The organism is Streptomyces sp. NPDC003393 (assembly GCF_053589015.1).
Genome location: NZ_JBSFRB010000003.1, coordinates 55,389 through 70,934, shown reverse-complemented (window position 1 = coordinate 70,934; position 15,546 = coordinate 55,389). Strand labels below are relative to the sequence as shown.

General features: G+C 72.7%; 11 protein-coding genes. 4 read left to right on the top strand and 7 right to left on the bottom strand.

All coding sequences use genetic code 11. The annotated features are described in order from the left end of the window. Positions 1–49: 49 nt before the first annotated feature. Together ACWDUZ_RS04290 and ACWDUZ_RS04285 are read right to left on the bottom strand one after the other, a co-directional pair. Positions 50–2,050, bottom strand: a complete 2,001-nt coding sequence (locus ACWDUZ_RS04290; protein ID WP_451630252.1) for an N-acetylmuramoyl-L-alanine amidase — start codon at positions 2,048–2,050, stop codon at positions 50–52. 354 nt (positions 2,051–2,404) lie between these two features. Then, positions 2,405–3,544, bottom strand: a complete 1,140-nt coding sequence (locus tag ACWDUZ_RS04285; RefSeq protein ID WP_451630251.1) for an aminoglycoside phosphotransferase family protein — start codon at positions 3,542–3,544, stop codon at positions 2,405–2,407. Between the two features lie 243 nt (positions 3,545–3,787). On the opposite strand from ACWDUZ_RS04285, the gene ACWDUZ_RS04280 reads away from it, so the two are divergent. Then, positions 3,788–5,281, top strand: coding sequence for a DNA-binding protein NsdB (locus ACWDUZ_RS04280; protein WP_451630250.1), 1,494 nt, complete (start codon positions 3,788–3,790; stop codon positions 5,279–5,281). Positions 5,282–5,370: 89 nt separating this feature from the next. On the opposite strand, the gene ACWDUZ_RS04275 is transcribed toward ACWDUZ_RS04280, so the two are convergent. Further along, positions 5,371–6,798: a PP2C family protein-serine/threonine phosphatase gene (locus ACWDUZ_RS04275; RefSeq protein WP_451630249.1), complete on the bottom strand. Its 1,428-nt coding sequence runs from the start codon at positions 6,796–6,798 to the stop codon at positions 5,371–5,373. A 440-nt stretch (positions 6,799–7,238) separates the two neighbouring features. Between ACWDUZ_RS04275 and ACWDUZ_RS04270 the strand changes: the two genes are divergently transcribed. Continuing rightward, positions 7,239–7,652: an SsgA family sporulation/cell division regulator gene (locus ACWDUZ_RS04270; protein WP_451630248.1), complete on the top strand. Its 414-nt coding sequence runs from the start codon at positions 7,239–7,241 to the stop codon at positions 7,650–7,652. Positions 7,653–7,723: 71 nt separating this feature from the next. Here ACWDUZ_RS04270 and ACWDUZ_RS04265 read toward each other — a convergent pair whose 3' ends face one another. Next, complete coding sequence (locus tag ACWDUZ_RS04265) at positions 7,724–8,749, bottom strand: Gfo/Idh/MocA family protein (RefSeq protein ID WP_451630247.1); 1,026 nt, start codon at positions 8,747–8,749, stop codon at positions 7,724–7,726. 114 nt (positions 8,750–8,863) lie between these two features. Beyond that, positions 8,864–9,964 (bottom strand): baeRF3 domain-containing protein, encoded by a 1,101-nt coding sequence (locus ACWDUZ_RS04260; RefSeq protein ID WP_451630246.1) that lies wholly within the window; start codon positions 9,962–9,964, stop codon positions 8,864–8,866. A 357-nt stretch (positions 9,965–10,321) separates the two neighbouring features. Here ACWDUZ_RS04260 and asnB point away from each other — a divergent pair, with 357 nt between their 5' ends. Continuing rightward, positions 10,322–12,163 carry an asparagine synthase (glutamine-hydrolyzing) gene (asnB, locus tag ACWDUZ_RS04255; protein ID WP_451630245.1) on the top strand — a complete coding sequence of 614 codons (1,842 nt, stop codon included), beginning with the start codon at positions 10,322–10,324 and terminating at the stop codon, positions 12,161–12,163. A 44-nt stretch (positions 12,164–12,207) separates the two neighbouring features. Here asnB and ACWDUZ_RS04250 read toward each other — a convergent pair whose 3' ends face one another. Next, complete coding sequence (locus ACWDUZ_RS04250) at positions 12,208–13,866, bottom strand: alpha/beta hydrolase (protein WP_451630244.1); 1,659 nt, start codon at positions 13,864–13,866, stop codon at positions 12,208–12,210. 281 nt (positions 13,867–14,147) lie between these two features. Here ACWDUZ_RS04250 and ACWDUZ_RS04245 point away from each other — a divergent pair, with 281 nt between their 5' ends. Continuing rightward, complete coding sequence (locus ACWDUZ_RS04245; RefSeq protein WP_451630243.1) at positions 14,148–14,804, top strand: chaplin; 657 nt, start codon at positions 14,148–14,150, stop codon at positions 14,802–14,804. A 99-nt stretch (positions 14,805–14,903) separates the two neighbouring features. On the opposite strand, the gene ACWDUZ_RS04240 is transcribed toward ACWDUZ_RS04245, so the two are convergent. Further along, on the bottom strand, positions 14,904–15,422 hold the full coding sequence (locus ACWDUZ_RS04240; RefSeq protein WP_451630242.1) for a GNAT family N-acetyltransferase: 519 nt from the start codon (positions 15,420–15,422) through the stop codon (positions 14,904–14,906). Positions 15,423–15,546: the final 124 nt, after the last annotated feature.

Genomic DNA, 15,546 nt, shown 5'->3' with positions numbered 1-15,546 from the left:
GTGAAGCGAGGGGCCGGCCCTTTTGCCCTGTTCTTCCGAACCGCAGGTCCTAGCGGGCCGACGACATGAGTCGCACGTCCGCCGCCCGTACGAACTCCACCCGGTGGCCGAACTGGATCTCGTAGTACAGGTCCTTGCCCCTCACCACCCGGTGCGAGTCCGTGGTGAAGGTGACCGCGTACAGGTACTCGCCCGGCACCAGGTCGCCGACGACGTACTTCTGGCCCGCGAGCAGCTTGTACGGCAGCGGCGACACCGACTGCACGGGCACGCCCGCCGGATAGGCCTCCTTCTCCGGGTACGCCCGCCCGTACACCGGCACGCTGTCCAGCCCGGCCTTCGGCGTCACCACCAGCCCGGCCGCGTGCACCGCGGTGGGCCGCTGCGCCGGATTGTGGAACCAGGCCTTCTGCCCCAGGTACCAGATCGCCGTCCAGTCACCGCGCCGTTCGGCGACCGCGTACTGCTGGCCGGTCTCCACCCGCGAGGCCACGTCGTTGACGTCGATCGTCGAGTCGCCGCCGTCCGGCCTCAGCCCGATGTCCTTGATCAGGGGCGAGGAGGTGTCCGGCTGCGAGTACAGCCGCACCTCGCTGGAGCCGTGGGCCGCGCACAGCTGTCCGGCCGTCTCACAGCCCGTGTACTCCGGCTGGTTGGCCGCGTAGTCGGGGCGGATGGTCACCAGCCCGCCGTTCTTGCCCGCGGTGGGCGTGAACGGGTGGGCCAGCAGCTGGAAGTAGTGCCGCCAGTCCCAGTACGGCCCCGGGTCGGTGTGCATGCCGGGGATGTTCCCGGTGGTGGGACCCGGCACCGTGTCGTGGCCGAGGATGTGCTGGCGGTCCAGCGGGATGCCGTACCTGCCGGCGAGGTACCTCACCAGCCGCGCCGAGGAGCGGTACATCGCCTCCGTGTACCAGGCGTCCGGGTCCGTCAGGAATCCCTCGTGCTCCAGGCCGATCGAGCCCGCGTTGACGTACCAGTTCCCCGCGTGCCAGGCCACGTCCTTGGCCTTCACGTGCTGGGCGATGTGCCCGTCGGTGGAGCGCAGGGTGTAGTTCCACGACACATAGGTCGGGTCCTTGATCAGATCGAGGACCCCGTCCCAGCGGCCCTCCGTGTCGTGGATGACGATGTAGCGGATGCGCTGCGACGCCGGCCGGTCGGCCACGTCGTGGTTGCCGTAGTCGTCGGTGCCGAACTGCTCGTACGGCGCCGGGATCCACTCGCAGGAGACCGAGGCCGGGCACTCGGTGCCGGCCGCCGAGACGTTCCGCAGCCCGGTCAGTTCCAGCTGCGTCCGGTCCGGGGCGAGCCGCGGCCGGGCGGCCAGCACGACCTGCTGTCCGGCGTCCGTGGTGCGCTGCTCGCCGGAGCGGATCACGTCGTACACGTCGTTGGCGTACGCAGCCGCCGTCGCGCTGTCGTCCGCGCCGGAGAACTCGGCCACCGCCCCGTACCAGTCGGCCGGGTCCGCGCCCAGCGGCTCGCCGAGCTTCTTCTGGGCGGCGGCCAGCAGCGCCGCACCGCCCTCGACGTTCGCCGCCGGGTCGCCGCGCAGCCGCTCGGCGGGGATGCCGGTCAGCTCGGCAGCCTTGGTCAGGGTCTTCAGCCGGGCGGGGAGTTCGGAGTCCGTCGGCACCGCCGTCCGAGGGTGCAGGGCAGGGCGGGCGCTGTCGCCGCGGGCGTCCTCGGTGCCTTCGCTGTGGTGCGGGGCGTGGGTCAGCGCGCTGCGCGCGTCGGTGAGGTGCATCGGGCCGTATCCGCCCGTCACACTCGGCGCGCCGCCGTGCCCGTCCCAGCGGGACTGCAGGTACGACACACCCAGCAGGACGCTGAGCGGCACGTGGTACTCGGCGGAGGCGGAGGTGAACGCGCGTTGCAGCCGGCCGGTGTCGTCCGCGGCGGCGCCCGCGGACGGGGCGGCGCCCAGCAGCGGCAGCAGCAGCGCGGCGGCGGCGACGGCGCCGGCCGCCGCCCGCGCGCCTCCCCCCGCTCTCGGCGTGCGCCCACCGGCCGGTGCGGGTCTGGGGTGGGTGGCGGATCCTCGCAATGCAGCCTCCTGGGGCGCTCGGCGTGGCGGGGCGTGCGGGGCTGGTACCACTGAGATCCCGGGGCTGCGACAGCCCCCCGCGGGCTCAGGCGTGATCAGTGGTACCGGCTGTCCGACGATCCGTCAATCAGGCGCACGGGCAAGCGAGTTCCCATGTCAAGCGAGGGCCTGGCGAGTTTCGAGACGGCGGGACCGGGGCCTGCGGGGCGTCAGTGGCGTACACCAATGGCCTCTGCCCGGCTGCTGCGGAAGGGGGCACGCGGCGGGAGGGGGATCGGACGCGAAGCGGCACACGACTCGGTCCCGTGGTGCGGTGCCGCCGTGCGGCTGACGCGCCACGGGACCTCGTCCCCGTCAGCGGGTACCGACCGCCGCGCGCACGGCCCGGCGGGCCAGTTGGCAGTCGTCGTGCAGCCGCCGCAGCAGCAGTCGCTGTTCCTCCCCGGCCGGTGCGGCACCCGGATGGGCCGAGCCCGGTGCGGGCGGGACCGGGTCGTGCATCGAGCGCTGCACGGCCGTCTCGTACGTACGGATCTCCCGGGTCAGCACGAGCATCAGGTTCACCAGGAAGGCGTCCCGCGCCGCCGGGCCCGCCGCCTGGGCGAGCTGGCTGATCTGCCGCCGCGCGACCGGAGCGTCCCCGAGCACCGACCACAGCGTCGCCAGGTCGTAGCCCGGCAGGTACCAGCCCGCGTGCTCCCAGTCCACCAGCACTGGACCGGCCGGTGAGAGCAGGATGTTCGCGAGCAGCGCGTCGCCGTGGCAGAACTGGCCCATGCCCTGCCGGCCCGCGGCGTGGGCGATGCCGTGCAGCAGCTTCTGCAGGTCGCCCATGTCGCGGTCGGTGAGCAGTCCCAGCTCGTGGTAGCGGGAGATACGGGCGGCGTAGTCCAGCGGGGCGTCGAACGTGCCCGCCGGCGGGCGCCAGGAGTTCAGCCGGCAGATCGCTCCGAGGGCGGTCCTGATGTCCGCCCGCGGCGGGGTCTCCACCGGGTGCCGCTGGAGAGCGGCCACCCGGCCCGGCATGCGCTCGATCACCAGTGTGCAGTTGTCCGGATCCGCCGCGATCAGCCGGGGCACACGGACCGGCGGCCGGTGCCGGACGAACGAGCGGTATGCCGCTATCTCGTGCCGGTACCGTTCGGCCCACGCGGGCGAGTGGTCCAATAAGCACTTGGCCACGGCCGTGCTGCGCCCGGTCGTGCCGACCAGCAGCACGGACCGGCCGCTGCGCCGCAGCACCTGAACCGGGGCGAACTCCGGGCAGATCCGGTGCACCGAGGCCAGCGCCGTGCGCAGCTGCGCGCCCTGGGGGCCGGACAAGTCGAGTCTCCCGCTGAGCGGTTGTGTGCCGATCCCCGCGGCGCGCCGCGGTCGGCCCGCACCGAGCACGGGGGTCGCCGGACGCGCGGGGTCGAGGTAGGGGCCGCCGGCGCCCGGACGGGGGCGCAGCGACCGGGGCGGGGCGGACACGGAGGACGATGCTGCGTACATGACCGAGACAGATCCCTTCGTGTGCCTTCTGCTGACGCGCTGCCCGCCCCGGTCGCCCTGACGCACCCTGGGGAATGCGCCTGTCATATCGACGGGCGACCGGGTCGGGGTGGCGCGTTCCTACCTGACACCCGTCGTCCCCTGGCACACCATCTGGCGCACCCTGGCGAACCCTGGCGAATAGTCGCCCGGCAAGTCTCGGCGGGTCTACTGTCAACTCAGCCGAGTACCTGGGGGCTTGACGTGACAGGACAACCCAACACCCGTCTCGCGGACCTGTTCGGCCTGGCCGGCTGGTCCAAAGGGGAACTCGCGAGGCTGGTCAACCGGCAGGCGGCGGCCATGGGCCACCCCCAGTTGGCGACCGACACCTCCCGGGTGCGGCGGTGGATCGACATGGGAGAGATCCCGCGCGATCCCGTACCGCGGGTGCTGGCGGCCCTGTTCACCGAGCGTCTCGGCCGTGTCGTGACCATCGAGGACCTCGGTCTGGTACGGCACGGGCGCACGGGGAAACGGCAGGGCGACGGGAGCGTCGACCTTCCCGACGAAGTGCCGTGGGCGCCCGAGCAGACCGCCGCGGTCCTCACCGAATTCACGGGAATGGACCTCATGCTCAACCGACGCGGCTTGGTGGGCGCGGGTGCCGCGCTCACCGCGGGATCCGCACTCAGCGGCGCCATGCACGACTGGCTGCACACCGACCCCACGCTCAACGCCGATGCCCCCCGACTCGACCAGCCCCTGCACGCCGACCCCGCCGGGTACGACCGCTACGACGCCGCTCCCGTCGGGTCGCAGGAGATCGAGGAACTGGAACGCTCCGTGGAGGTGTTCCGCGCCTGGGACGCGGCCCGCGGCGGCGGGCTTCAGCGCAAGGCGGTGGTCGGCCAGCTCAACGAGGTGGGCGGCATGCTCGCCTACCGCCACCCACCCCACCTCCAGCGGCGCCTGTGGGGCGTCGCCGCCAACCTCGCCGTCCTGGCGGGCTGGATGTCGCACGACGTCGGCCTGGAGCCGACCGCGCAGAAGTACTTCGTCATCGCCGCGCACGCGGCACGCGAGGGCGGCGACCGCCCCCGCGCGGGCGAGGCGCTCTCGCGCGCGGCACGCCAGATGGTGCATCTGGGCCGGCCCGACGAGGCGCTGGACCTGATGAAACTCGCCCAGTCCGGCTCGGGCGAGCGCCTCCAGCCGCGCACCAAGGCCATGTTCCACACCATCGAGGCCTGGGCGCAGGCGTCGATGGGCAAGGGCCAGGCGATGCGCCGCACCCTCGGGCACGCGGAGGATCTCTTCGTCTCCGAGAAGGGCGACCCGGAGCCGCTGGACTGGATGCAGACCTTCAAGGACGAGGACCTGTACGGCATGCACGCGCTGGCGTACCGGACGCTGGCCGAGTTCGACCCGGGCGCGGCCGTGCACGCCCAGCACTACGCGGAGAAGGCCCTGGCCCTGCGCGTCGACGGGCGCGAGCGGTCGAAGATCTTCGACCATCTCTCCATGGCCTCGGCCTGCTTCATCGCGGACGATCCCGAACAGGCGGCGCGTTACGCCCGGCTGGCTCTGATGGCGATGGGGTCGAACTCCTCCCGCCGTACCTGGGACCGGCTGCGCCAGATGTACCGGCTCACCGCCCAGTTCGCGAGCTATCCGAAGATCCACGAGCTGCGTGAGGAGATCCGGCTGGCCATGCCGAAGGGGAAGGGCAAGAGCCCCGGCAGCGCACTGGCGTAGGGGCCGATCGGCTCCCTGCGGCTTCGTCGTCACCACGGCTGGGTCGTCGGCACGGCTCTGCCGTCACCGCGGCGTCGTCGTCGCATCGGTCACGTCGTCACTCTGGCGACGAGCACACAGGCGTCGTCCGTGCGCCCGTTCGCGGTGAACTCCGCCACGAGCGTCCGCACGCAGTCCCGCGCGCTGCGCGCCGCGCCGAGCCTCGGGGCGAGGGCGAGCAGGCGGTCGACGGCGGCCGTTCCGCCGTGCCCGGGCACCAGTGCGTCGGTGTGCAGCACCAGCAGATCGCCCGCACAGAGGGTCGTTTTGGCCTGCCCGTAGGCGGCGCCCGGGGTGGCGCCGAGCGGGACGCCCTCCGGTGCGTCCAGGGTCCGCCCCGTTCCGTCGCGGAACAGCAGCGGGGCGGGATGGCCCGCCCGCGCCCACACCAGGGTGCGGGTCGCGGGCCGGTAGCGACAGCACACGGCGCCGCCCAGGGCGGGCTCGGCGGTGGCCCGCGGTAACCGGTTCAGTGCCGTCAACAGCGGGCCGGGCGCGGTGCCCGCCATAGCCAGGCCGCGCAGGGCGCCCAGCAGCATCGCCGTGCCGGAGGCCGCGCCGGGCCCATGGCCGGCGAGGCGGCCGACGCCGAGGAGCAACTCGCCGTCGGACAGCTCCTGTGCGTCGTACCAGTCGCCTCCCACGGGCGCGCCGGCGGAGGCGGGCAGGTGGGAGGCGGCCAGGTCGAGGGCAGGGCGGCCCCCGCGCGGCAGCAGGAGGCCGCCCTGCCACGACGGCAGTACGGCCTCCTTCAGTTCGGCCGCGAGCCGGTGCTCGGTCCGCGCCAGGTCTCGGTGGTGCTGGAGGACGTCACGGGTCTCGCGCACCGTCGACTGGCTGCGGCGCAGCTCGCTGACGTCGCGCAGCACGGCCCACATCGAGGCGGTGGCGCCGTCGGTGCCGACGACGGGTTCGCCCATCATGTGGACGGTACGGACCGTTCCGTCCGGCCGCACGACGCGGAACTCCCCGTCGATCAGCCGGGCATCGACCAGACAGTCGGTGATCATCGCGGTGAGCCGGCACCGGTCCTCGTCGAGCGCCAGGCAGGGCAGTTCGTCGAGGGTGAGCGCGGGGGTGGCGGGGTCGCGGCCGAGGATCCGGTAGAACTCGGCGGACCAGCCGGCCTCGTCCGTCAGCAGGTTCCACTCCGCGCTGCCGACCCGGCTGAGCAGCGGGCCCCGGTGCGCGTCGGCCCGTTCGGTGACGTTGGTCGCCGTGCCGGGCACGGCCGGGACGGGGGGCGGGCCGTCCCGGAGCTGGGCCAGGTGCTCACCCAGATCACGGAGTTGGTGCAGGGCCAGGTCGCACAGCGCGCGCTCCCACCGGCCCCGCGGGTCCGCGGTGTCGCACCGCGTCTCCTGCCGCACGGCGTCCACCTCGCCCCGAAGCCTGCGCGCCTGCGATATCAGCGCGTCGACGGCGCCGCGTCCCGGCGGCTGGGCGGCCGGGCGGTTCGCGGAGAGAGGGGGCGGCATGGCGCACTCCGGAAGGGGGGGACGACGAGCGGTACGGCCAAGGCGGTGTGGGGGACCGCTACGACTGTTGCACAGCGGGCGACCGCCCGTAAGGGATTCGGCGGCACACGACAGGGTGGTGCACCTGGCATATGCCACAGTCTTCCCCCAGCGGCTCGGCTGCCGCCGTGGCGTACGCGTCAGGGCAGGCAAGTCGTAGGCACACTACGTGACTTGGTGGACCGTCACCGATCCGGGTCGTCGTTCGGAAGGACGTTCTCCGAGTGTCCGTTCCATTCCTCCGCGCCTCGGGCGCCGCCGCCGCTATGGTAGTGACGTAGGTCACATGAATTGGGGGTCGGTCGGGCGTAATGCAGACGGCCCCTGCGGGCTCCTAACAACACACGGCAGACCGACACGGCAGAACCGGCCGACCTCCGACCCGCAGGAGAGACCGATCCATGGACATCACCCTCGAGCAGCCCGTCCGAGCCCGCCTGATCACCGGGGACGAGCAGGAACTCGCCGTGCCCGCCACCCTCCGCTACGCCTCCGGCGACCCGCTGGCCGTGCACATGGACTTCCCGCCCGAGGCCTCCCTCGACGGCAAGGAGGTCTCCTGGACCTTCTCCCGTTCCCTGCTGGAGGAGGGCCTCGGACAGCCCGCCGGGGCGGGGGACGTGCACCTGTGGCCCTGCGGCGAGACCCGGACGGCGCTCGAACTGCACTCGCGGTCCGGCATGGCGCTCCTCCAGCTCGACACCCCGGCGCTGCGCCGTTTCCTGCTGCGGACCTACGCCGTCGTCGCGGCCGGTCAGGAGGATGTGTCGGAGGCCGTCGACCGGGGCCTGAACGCCCTGTTCGGCACGGTCTGAGCGCACCGGACACCAGGCGCGCCGCTCCAGGGACACCGCCGCGGGTCGGCCCCCGGTCACGCGCGTGCGGCTCAGCGGCCGGTTCGCGCGTACAGGTCCGGGCGCGGGGCGAGGGTGATCTGTACGCGCCCGCCCTCCTCGAGCGAGCGGACCCCGGCCTCGGCGACGGCGGAGGCGGCGTAGCCGTCCCATGCGCCGGGGCCGGTGACGCGTCCGCGCCGGGTGGCGTCCACCCAGGCCTGGACCTCACGGTCGTAGGCGTCGGCGAAACGTACGAGGTAGTCCTGGGGCACCTCCTGGCGGACGCCGCCGGCCGAGGTGACGGCCGTCCCGTGTTCCTCGCCGATGCGGGCGCTGCCCGTCTCGCCCACGGCCTCGCAGCGCACCTGGTAACCGAACCCGCAGTTGACGAACACCTCCACGTCCACCAGCGCCCCCCGTTCCGTCTCGAAGAGCACGAACTGCGGATCCAGCAGTCCCTGCGGCGCCCCCGAGGACGGCGACGGACGCAGCACGGTCACCGCGGTCAGCTCCTGGCCGAGCAGCCAGCGGGCCGCGTCGATCTCGTGCGACACCGAGCTGTTGATCAGCATCGCGCTGGTGAAGTGCGGCGGGGAGGAGACGTTGCGGTGGGTGCAGTGCAGCATCAGCGGCCGTCCCAGGGCACCGCCGTCGAGCAGCGACTTCAGCCGCCGGTACTCGGCGTCGTAGCGCCGCATGAAGCCGATCTGCGCCAGCCGCCGCCCGAGCCGTGCCTCCGCCTCCACCACCCGCAGCGCCCCGTCCGAGTCCGGGACCATCGGCTTCTCGCACAGCACCGGCAGCCCCCGCGCGAAGGCCGCGAGCAGCGCCTCCTCGTGCGCGGGCCCGGGCGAGGCGATCAGGACCGCCTCGACCCCGGGCGCGTCGAGCGCGGCCACCGCGTCCTCGTGCACCGAGACGTCCGCGATCCCGCCCACGGCCTCCTTCGCCCGTGCCGTGTCCGGATCGGCCACCGCGGCCACCCGGGCTCCGCTCACCACCTGGTGGAGCCGTCGTATGTGATCGGCCCCCATGTGTCCGGCACCCAGCACCGCCACGCCCAGCAGCTCACCCACGTACGCGCTCCCTCCTCGCCGACACGTCCCGCCGTAGCGTAGACGCCGGTGAGGAGGGAGCGTGAGGGGCCCGGAAGCGCTTTCGGCGCCCGTGCGGCCGGAGCGTTCCGACGCTCAGTAGCGCAGCACCCCGGCTATGCCCTGTTCCTCGCCCAGGGTGCCGTCCGGGACGAAGCGGACCTCGGCCCCGGTCTCCAGGCACTGCTCGACGATCTCGTCCACGATGTCCTCGCGGGCGTCGAGGTCGCCGCCCTCGGCGGGCATCAGATGATCGCCGAAGGCGTCGCGCACCGTCACCCGGTAGTTCTCCTCGACGGCCAGCAGCCGGACCCGGCCCTCTCGGGCGGTGCGCCACAGCTCGTCCACGCCCGCCGCGAACTCCTTGCGCCCGCGGGCCGCGTTGAGCTCGCGGACGACGGCCTCGGTCTTCTCGCGCGCCTGGGCCTCCTGCACCGGCCGTATCGCGCGCCAGACGGCCTCGGCCGTGCCGTGCGCCAGCCCGCCGTGCGGCACCTGGACGGCGCACTTGGCGACCGAGCCGAACTCGTCGAGCGTGGACAGCGCGGCCGGCACGCCGGTGACGTACAGCGGACGCGGGTGATCGCGCAGGATCGCGCTCATCGCGGTGTCGGCCTCCCGCAGGAAGTGGCGGGTGCGCTCGTCGCGGAACGTGCTCGGCGCGTCGCCGATCTGCTCCTGGCGCTCGGCGTCGAAGTTCTCGCCGAGGTCGCGGGTCAGGGGGAAACCGCCGGTGCGTTCCTCGGTGACCCGCCCGCCCCCGCCGTTCCACAGGGTCACGCGGTCCGCGGAGAGCGACAGGACCCAGAAGGGGCGCTCGGCGGCGTGCGCGGAGACCAGGTTGCGGGTGAGGAACGTGTCCGAGAGGACCACGCGCTCCGGAACCCTGCGGCCGAGCGACCAGACCTGGTGCTCGCCGGGGGCCGCGAGGATCAGCAGCCCGTCCTCGGCGTGGGTCAGGTCCACCTCGGCGAGGGCCTCGTCGAGCTGCCGCACGACGTCGGCGCGCCGGTCACGGGTGACGGCCGGGTCGGTCTCCAGCTGCTTCTTGGCCTCGGCCACGGCATTGCGCAGCCGGACCGGATCCTGGAAGTTGTCGGGTTCACGGCGGTGCGTCGGCGTCAGCACGGACACCGCGGGGTAGCTGCGGGGGCGCCGCAGCTCGGCAAGGGTCGCGGGACTCAGATCGTGCTCCATGACAGCACCATAGGGCGATTTCCCATACCGGGCATTTGGAGTAATCAGGGCCCTGGGTTGCGGCGGCGCTCCCGCGTCTCCGGCGGCCGTCACCGCTGGACGGGCCCTCTTTCGGGCCGGGCCTGAGGGTGGAACGGGAGGTATTTGCCCTTATTTGCGAACTTTTTACGCGTGGCCGATTCTCGGCAGGTCGTGCCTGGTGGGCAGCTCGCTCGTAGGTGTCGCTGGTGCAAAGTGCGGCCGGAAGTATGAGGGTGGGACGGTCGTTCGGGTCACGGCCGCGTTGACCCGCCGGGGCGGGAGGCAGAGGCTCGTCATATAGGTGCTCGATACAACTGGTGCGCCAGGAGGTACGACATGTGCGGCATCACCGGCTGGGTCTCCTACGACCGCGACCTGCGCGCCGAGGCCGCGACCCTGGACGCGATGACGGAGACGATGGCCTGCCGCGGCCCCGACGCCCGCGGCACGTGGACCGACGGCCCCGCCGCCCTCGGCCACCGCCGGCTCGCCATCATCGACCTGCCCGGCGGACGCCAGCCCATGACCGCCGACACCCCGAACGGCCCTGTCGCTCTCGTCTACTCGGGCGAGACGTACAACTTCACCGAACTGCGCGCCGACCTCCTCGCGCGCGGGCACCGCTTCACCACCGACTCCGACACCGAGGTCGTCCTGCGCGGCTATCTCGAGTGGGGCGACACCGTCGCGGAGCGGCTCAACGGCATGTACGCCTTCGCCGTGTGGGACGGCCGCCAGGACAAGCTGGTCATGATCCGCGACCGCATGGGCATCAAGCCGTTCTACTACCACCCCACCCCCGACGGCGTCCTCTTCGGCTCCGAGCCCAAGGCGATCCTCGCCAACCCCCTCGTCCGCCGCCGGGTCACCCTCGACGGGCTGCGCGAGCTGTTCACGATCGTCAAGACCCCGGGACACGCCGTGTGGGACGGCATGCGCGAGGTCGAACCCGGCACGGTCGTCACCGTCGACCGCGCCGGCCCGCACACCCGCGTCTACTGGCGCCTGGACACCCGGCCCCACCCGGACGACCGCGACACCACCATCACCACCGTCCGCACCCTCCTGGACGACATCGTGCGCCGCCAGCTCGTCGCCGACGTGCCCCGCTGCACCCTGCTCTCCGGCGGCCTGGACTCCTCCGCCATGACCGCGCTGGCCGCCCGTCAGCTCGCCGAACGCGGCGAGAGGGTACGCAGCTTCGCCGTCGACTTCGTCGGCCAGGCCGACAACTTCGTCGCCGACGACCTGCGCGCCACCCCCGACACGCCGTTCGTGCACGACCTGGCCCGCGCCGCCGACACCGACCACCAGGACATCGTGCTCGACGCCCACACCCTCGCCGACCCCGACGTGCGGGCGCGGGTGCTCAGGGCCCGCGACCTGCCCATGGGCTTCGGCGACCTGGACGCCTCGCTGTACCTGCTGTTCCGCAGCATCCGCGACCACTCCACCGTCGCCCTGTCCGGCGAGTCCGCCGACGAGGTCTTCGGCGGCTACCAGCAGTTCTTCGACGAGGAGGCCCGCCGCGCCGACACCTTCCCCTGGCTGGTGCGCTTCGCCCGCGACTTCGGCGACGACGGCGACGTCATGCGGTCCGACCTCGCCCGGACACTGGACCTGCCGTCCTACGTCGCCGAGAGCTACCGCACCGCCGTCTCCGGCATCCACCGCCTCGACGGCGAGAGCGACGTCGAGTACCGGATGCGGCAGATCTGCCATCTGCACCTGACCCGTTTCGTACGCGTCCTGCTCGACCGCAAGGACCGGATGAGCATGGCCGTCGGACTGGAGGTCCGGGTCCCCTTCTGCGACCACCGGCTCGTGGAGTACGTCTACAACACGCCCTGGTCCCTGAAGTCCTTCGACGGACGGGAGAAGAGCCTGCTCAGGGAGGCCACCGCGGACCTGCTGCCCAGGTCCGTGTACGACAGGGTCAAGAGCCCCTACCCGTCCACCCAGGACCCCAAGTACGCGCTCGCTCTCCAGGACCACGCCAAGGACCTGCTCGCCCGGCCCGGCCATCCGGTGTTCGATCTCGTCGACCGCGAGCGGGTGCGCGAGGCCGCGGACCGCGAAACGCCCGTGATCACCCAGGCGTCCCGGCGCGGGCTGGAGAAGACCCTGGACCTGGCCCTGTGGCTGGATCTCTACCAGCCGGAGATCGTCCTCGGCTGAGCCGGACCGGACCGCGCGGTCGTCCGTCTCCCACCCCCGGCCCCTCACCCGCCGGAGTTCGGCTCGTCCGGCGGGCAGGAGCTGCCGCTCGGCGGCAGGGAACCGTAGAGGAGGAAGTCGTTGACCTTCCGGTGCACGCACCGGGAGGACGCGTATCCCGTGTGGCCCTCACCCCGGTTGTCGAGCACCACGGCCGACTTGCCCAGCCGGCGCGCGGTCTCCACGGTCCAGCGGTACGGGGTCGCCGGGTCGCCGCGGGTGCCGACCAGCAGCATCTTGGGTGTGTCGACGTTCTCGACCTTCTCCCGGATGTAGTCGCTGCCCTTGGGGCGGCCGTAGCACATCAGCAGCTCGCTGAGCCGGTACCGGCCGAAGACCGGTGAGGCCGCCTCGTAGTCGGCGCTGAGCCGGCCCAGGTCCTTGGTGAGCTGCCCGGCGCCGGGCCGGTCCGGATCGTCCGCGCAGTTGATCGCCATCATCGCGGCCGGCGCGTTGTCCGGCGGCACGTCCGCCGTGCCCACCAGTCCGCCGCCGCTGCCCGGTGGCTTCGCCGCGCCGGCCCGCTCCGGTGTGTCCCGACGGGCCTGCCCGTGGCCCGGCGGCGCGGTCATGCCACCGGTCGCGAACGCCTCGACACCGCGGGAGTCACCGTCCTGGACCAGAGAGGCGATCGCACGCTCCAGGGAGGGCCACATCGCCCGGCTGTACAGCGCCTGCCCGATCGCACCCACCACATCCTGACCGGAGAGTTTGCCGCCGAAACCGTTCGGAACCGGACTCTCGTCCAGCGAGCCGATGAGCTGGAGCACCTGGTCGCCGGCCGCGCGCCGGTCCTGTCCGAACGGGCAGGCGATGTCCTGCACGCACCAGTCGAGGAAGTCCTCCAGAGCCGTCTGCTGCCCCTCGGCGGCCACCCGGCCCTGTTCCGACAGGGGCTCGGTCAGCGTGTCCACCCCGTCGAGGGCCATCCGCCCCACCTTGTGCGGGAACTCGGCCGCGTACACCGCGCCGAGCCGGGTGCCGTAGGAGAAGCCCAGGTAGTTGAGTTTGCGGTCACCGAGGGCCTGACGGATCACGTCGAGGTCCCGGGCCGCGTCGACGGTGCCTATGTGCGGCAGGACCGGGCCGGAGTGCGCTCCGCACTGGGCCGCTACCTTCTTCCAGTCCTCCAGTACCTTGCGTGCCGCCGCCGCGTTGCCGAGGTCCGGGTTCGCGTCGGCCGAGCCGCCGCCCGCGTCCGAGGAGTCCGCGTCGGTGCCGATCCCGCAGCTGACCGGGGAGGACCGGCCCACGCCCCGAGGGTCGAAGGTGACCACGTCGTAGCCGTTGGTCAGGTCCATGAACTCCTTGCCGCCGTCCGCGGCGAGCGTCGGGACGCCCGCGCCGCCGGGGCCGCCGAAGTTCAGCACCACCGAGCCCCGCGACGTGCCGGTGGCCCGGTAGCGAGCCAGTGCCAGGTCGAGGGTCCCCCCGCCCGGACGGGCGTAGTCCAGGGGGACGGTGACCTTGCCGCACTGCATGTCACTGGGGGAGCCCGCCTCGCAGGCCACCCACTTCACCTTCTGGTGGTAGAACCGGCTCAGGCCGGACGACCCGTCGTCCGCCACCGCCGCCGGCAGCCCCGCGCCGAGCAGGGCCAGCGCCACGGCCCCGACGCCCGCGGAGCGCCGGGCCGCGGACCGCGTCGACAGCTTGGCCAGCATCGATGCCTCCAGGGGCGCTCCGCCGCGGACCGGGACAACGCCCTCGAACACCATAAGCGGCCCCCCTGGGCCTCGCCTCCCGGCGCCGTGACGGGCGTGATCCGGCACCCGCCGCGGCCGCTCGGGAGACCGTGGGAGCCCGTGCGAGTCTCCGGGTGCCGTTCGAAAAGCGGGCCGCTCGAAGGGGTGAAAGGCCGATAAGCCATAACTCGGATCGTTCACCGGCGTTTTACCCCGTGCGAGCAAGAGCTCGCAGACTATGTCTGGAAGGCACAGGACCTATGAAACGGGTTACCCGAAACGGTGTGATCGCCGTCGCCGCGTCCGGCGCCATGGCGATGACAGTGCCGGTGTCCGCCGCGTTCGCCGCCGACGGCGGAGCCACGGCGGACGGCGCCGCGGTCGGCTCGCCCGGGTTGATCTCAGGCAACACCATTCAGCTCCCGGTGCACATTCCGGTGAACGTGTGCGGCAACACCGTGAGCGTGGTGGGGCTCCTCAACCCCGCGGCGGGCAACCGCTGCGCCAACGCGTCCGCCGGGAGGGATCGGACGCCCTCCGGCGACGGAGCGACGGCACGGGTCGGCGGAAAGGATTCGCCGGGCGTGGTCTCCGGCAACAACATTCAGCTTCCCGTGCACGTCCCGGTGAACGTCAGCGGCAACTCCGTGAACGTGGCCGGCGTCGGCAACCCGTCGGTCGGCAACACGTCCACGAACGGCGAACGCCCCGACGAGCCCGCACCGAGGCCGGTCACACCGCCCGCGCCCGCCACGCACCCGGCGCCGAAGCCGCTTCCCGTGACCACCCCGTCGACGCAGGCGTCGCTCGCCCACACCGGCGCCGACCAGACCCTGCCCGCCGTCGCCGCGAGCGCGGCACTGCTGCTCGGCGGAGCCGTCCTCTACCGGCGCAACCGCCCCCGGACGCTCCGCTGAGGCATCCGCCCCCCGGAAGGCCCCACCGCGCGCCACGCGCCGGTGGGGTCCTTGCCCACCGGAGCGGCGGGGCCTCGGCCCGGTCGCCGTGCGGAGCCCTCAGTCCACGTCGCCGCGCAGGATGCTGTACCGCAGTCCGTCCCGCCAGCGGCCGTCCCGGAAGGAGACGCTGCGCAGGACGCCCTCCCTGGTGAAGCCCGCCTTCTCCAGGGCGCGCTGCTCCGCGAGGTTGTCGGCCTCGGTGTCCGCCTCGATCCGCATCACGGTGGTGTGCGCGAAGAGGTACCGCACCAGCTGCCGCTGTGCCTCGGTCCCGGCGCCCTTCCCGCGGGCCTCCGGCAGCAGCATGATGCCCATGTTCCAGTAGTACGAGGCCGGCCCCGAGACGATCCTGCGCCAGGCGACCATCCCCAGCCGCTGCGGTCCGCGCACCACCATCAGGTGCCCCTTGTCCTCGGCGAGCAGACCGTTCTCCGCCCACAGCCGGCGCCAGTGGCCCCGGTCGCGCCAGCCCCACCACTGAAAGGGCGAGGCGGCCTCGGGATCGTGGAAGAAGCGCTCCATGACGGGCAGGTCCGCCTCTTCCACCGGGCGGAGGCTTATGTCGGCCGGGTTCATGACCGGCACCATAAAGGGCGAGAGCGGCGCGGGGAAGCGACCGGTCGGCCATCGGCGTACGGCTTGATCCCGCTGTGGCGCGCCCACCCGCGAGCCGGAAGGATGCTGCGCGCACGCCTCACGC

Bases quoted from the DNA above. Each gene is read 5' to 3' on its own strand.
- ACWDUZ_RS04285 (WP_451630251.1), bottom strand. From the start codon at position 3,544: ATGTACGCAGCATCGTCCTCCGTGTCCGCCCCGCCCCGGTCGCTGCGC.
- ACWDUZ_RS04275 (WP_451630249.1), bottom strand. From the start codon at position 6,798: ATGCCGCCCCCTCTCTCCGCGAACCGCCCGGCCGCCCAGCCGCCGGGA.
- ACWDUZ_RS04270 (WP_451630248.1), top strand. From the start codon at position 7,239: ATGGACATCACCCTCGAGCAGCCCGTCCGAGCCCGCCTGATCACCGGG.
- ACWDUZ_RS04260 (WP_451630246.1), bottom strand. From the start codon at position 9,964: ATGGAGCACGATCTGAGTCCCGCGACCCTTGCCGAGCTGCGGCGCCCC.
- asnB (WP_451630245.1), top strand. From the start codon at position 10,322: ATGTGCGGCATCACCGGCTGGGTCTCCTACGACCGCGACCTGCGCGCC.
- ACWDUZ_RS04250 (WP_451630244.1), bottom strand. From the start codon at position 13,866: ATGCTGGCCAAGCTGTCGACGCGGTCCGCGGCCCGGCGCTCCGCGGGC.
- ACWDUZ_RS04245 (WP_451630243.1), top strand. From the start codon at position 14,148: ATGAAACGGGTTACCCGAAACGGTGTGATCGCCGTCGCCGCGTCCGGC.
- ACWDUZ_RS04240 (WP_451630242.1), bottom strand. From the start codon at position 15,422: ATGAACCCGGCCGACATAAGCCTCCGCCCGGTGGAAGAGGCGGACCTG.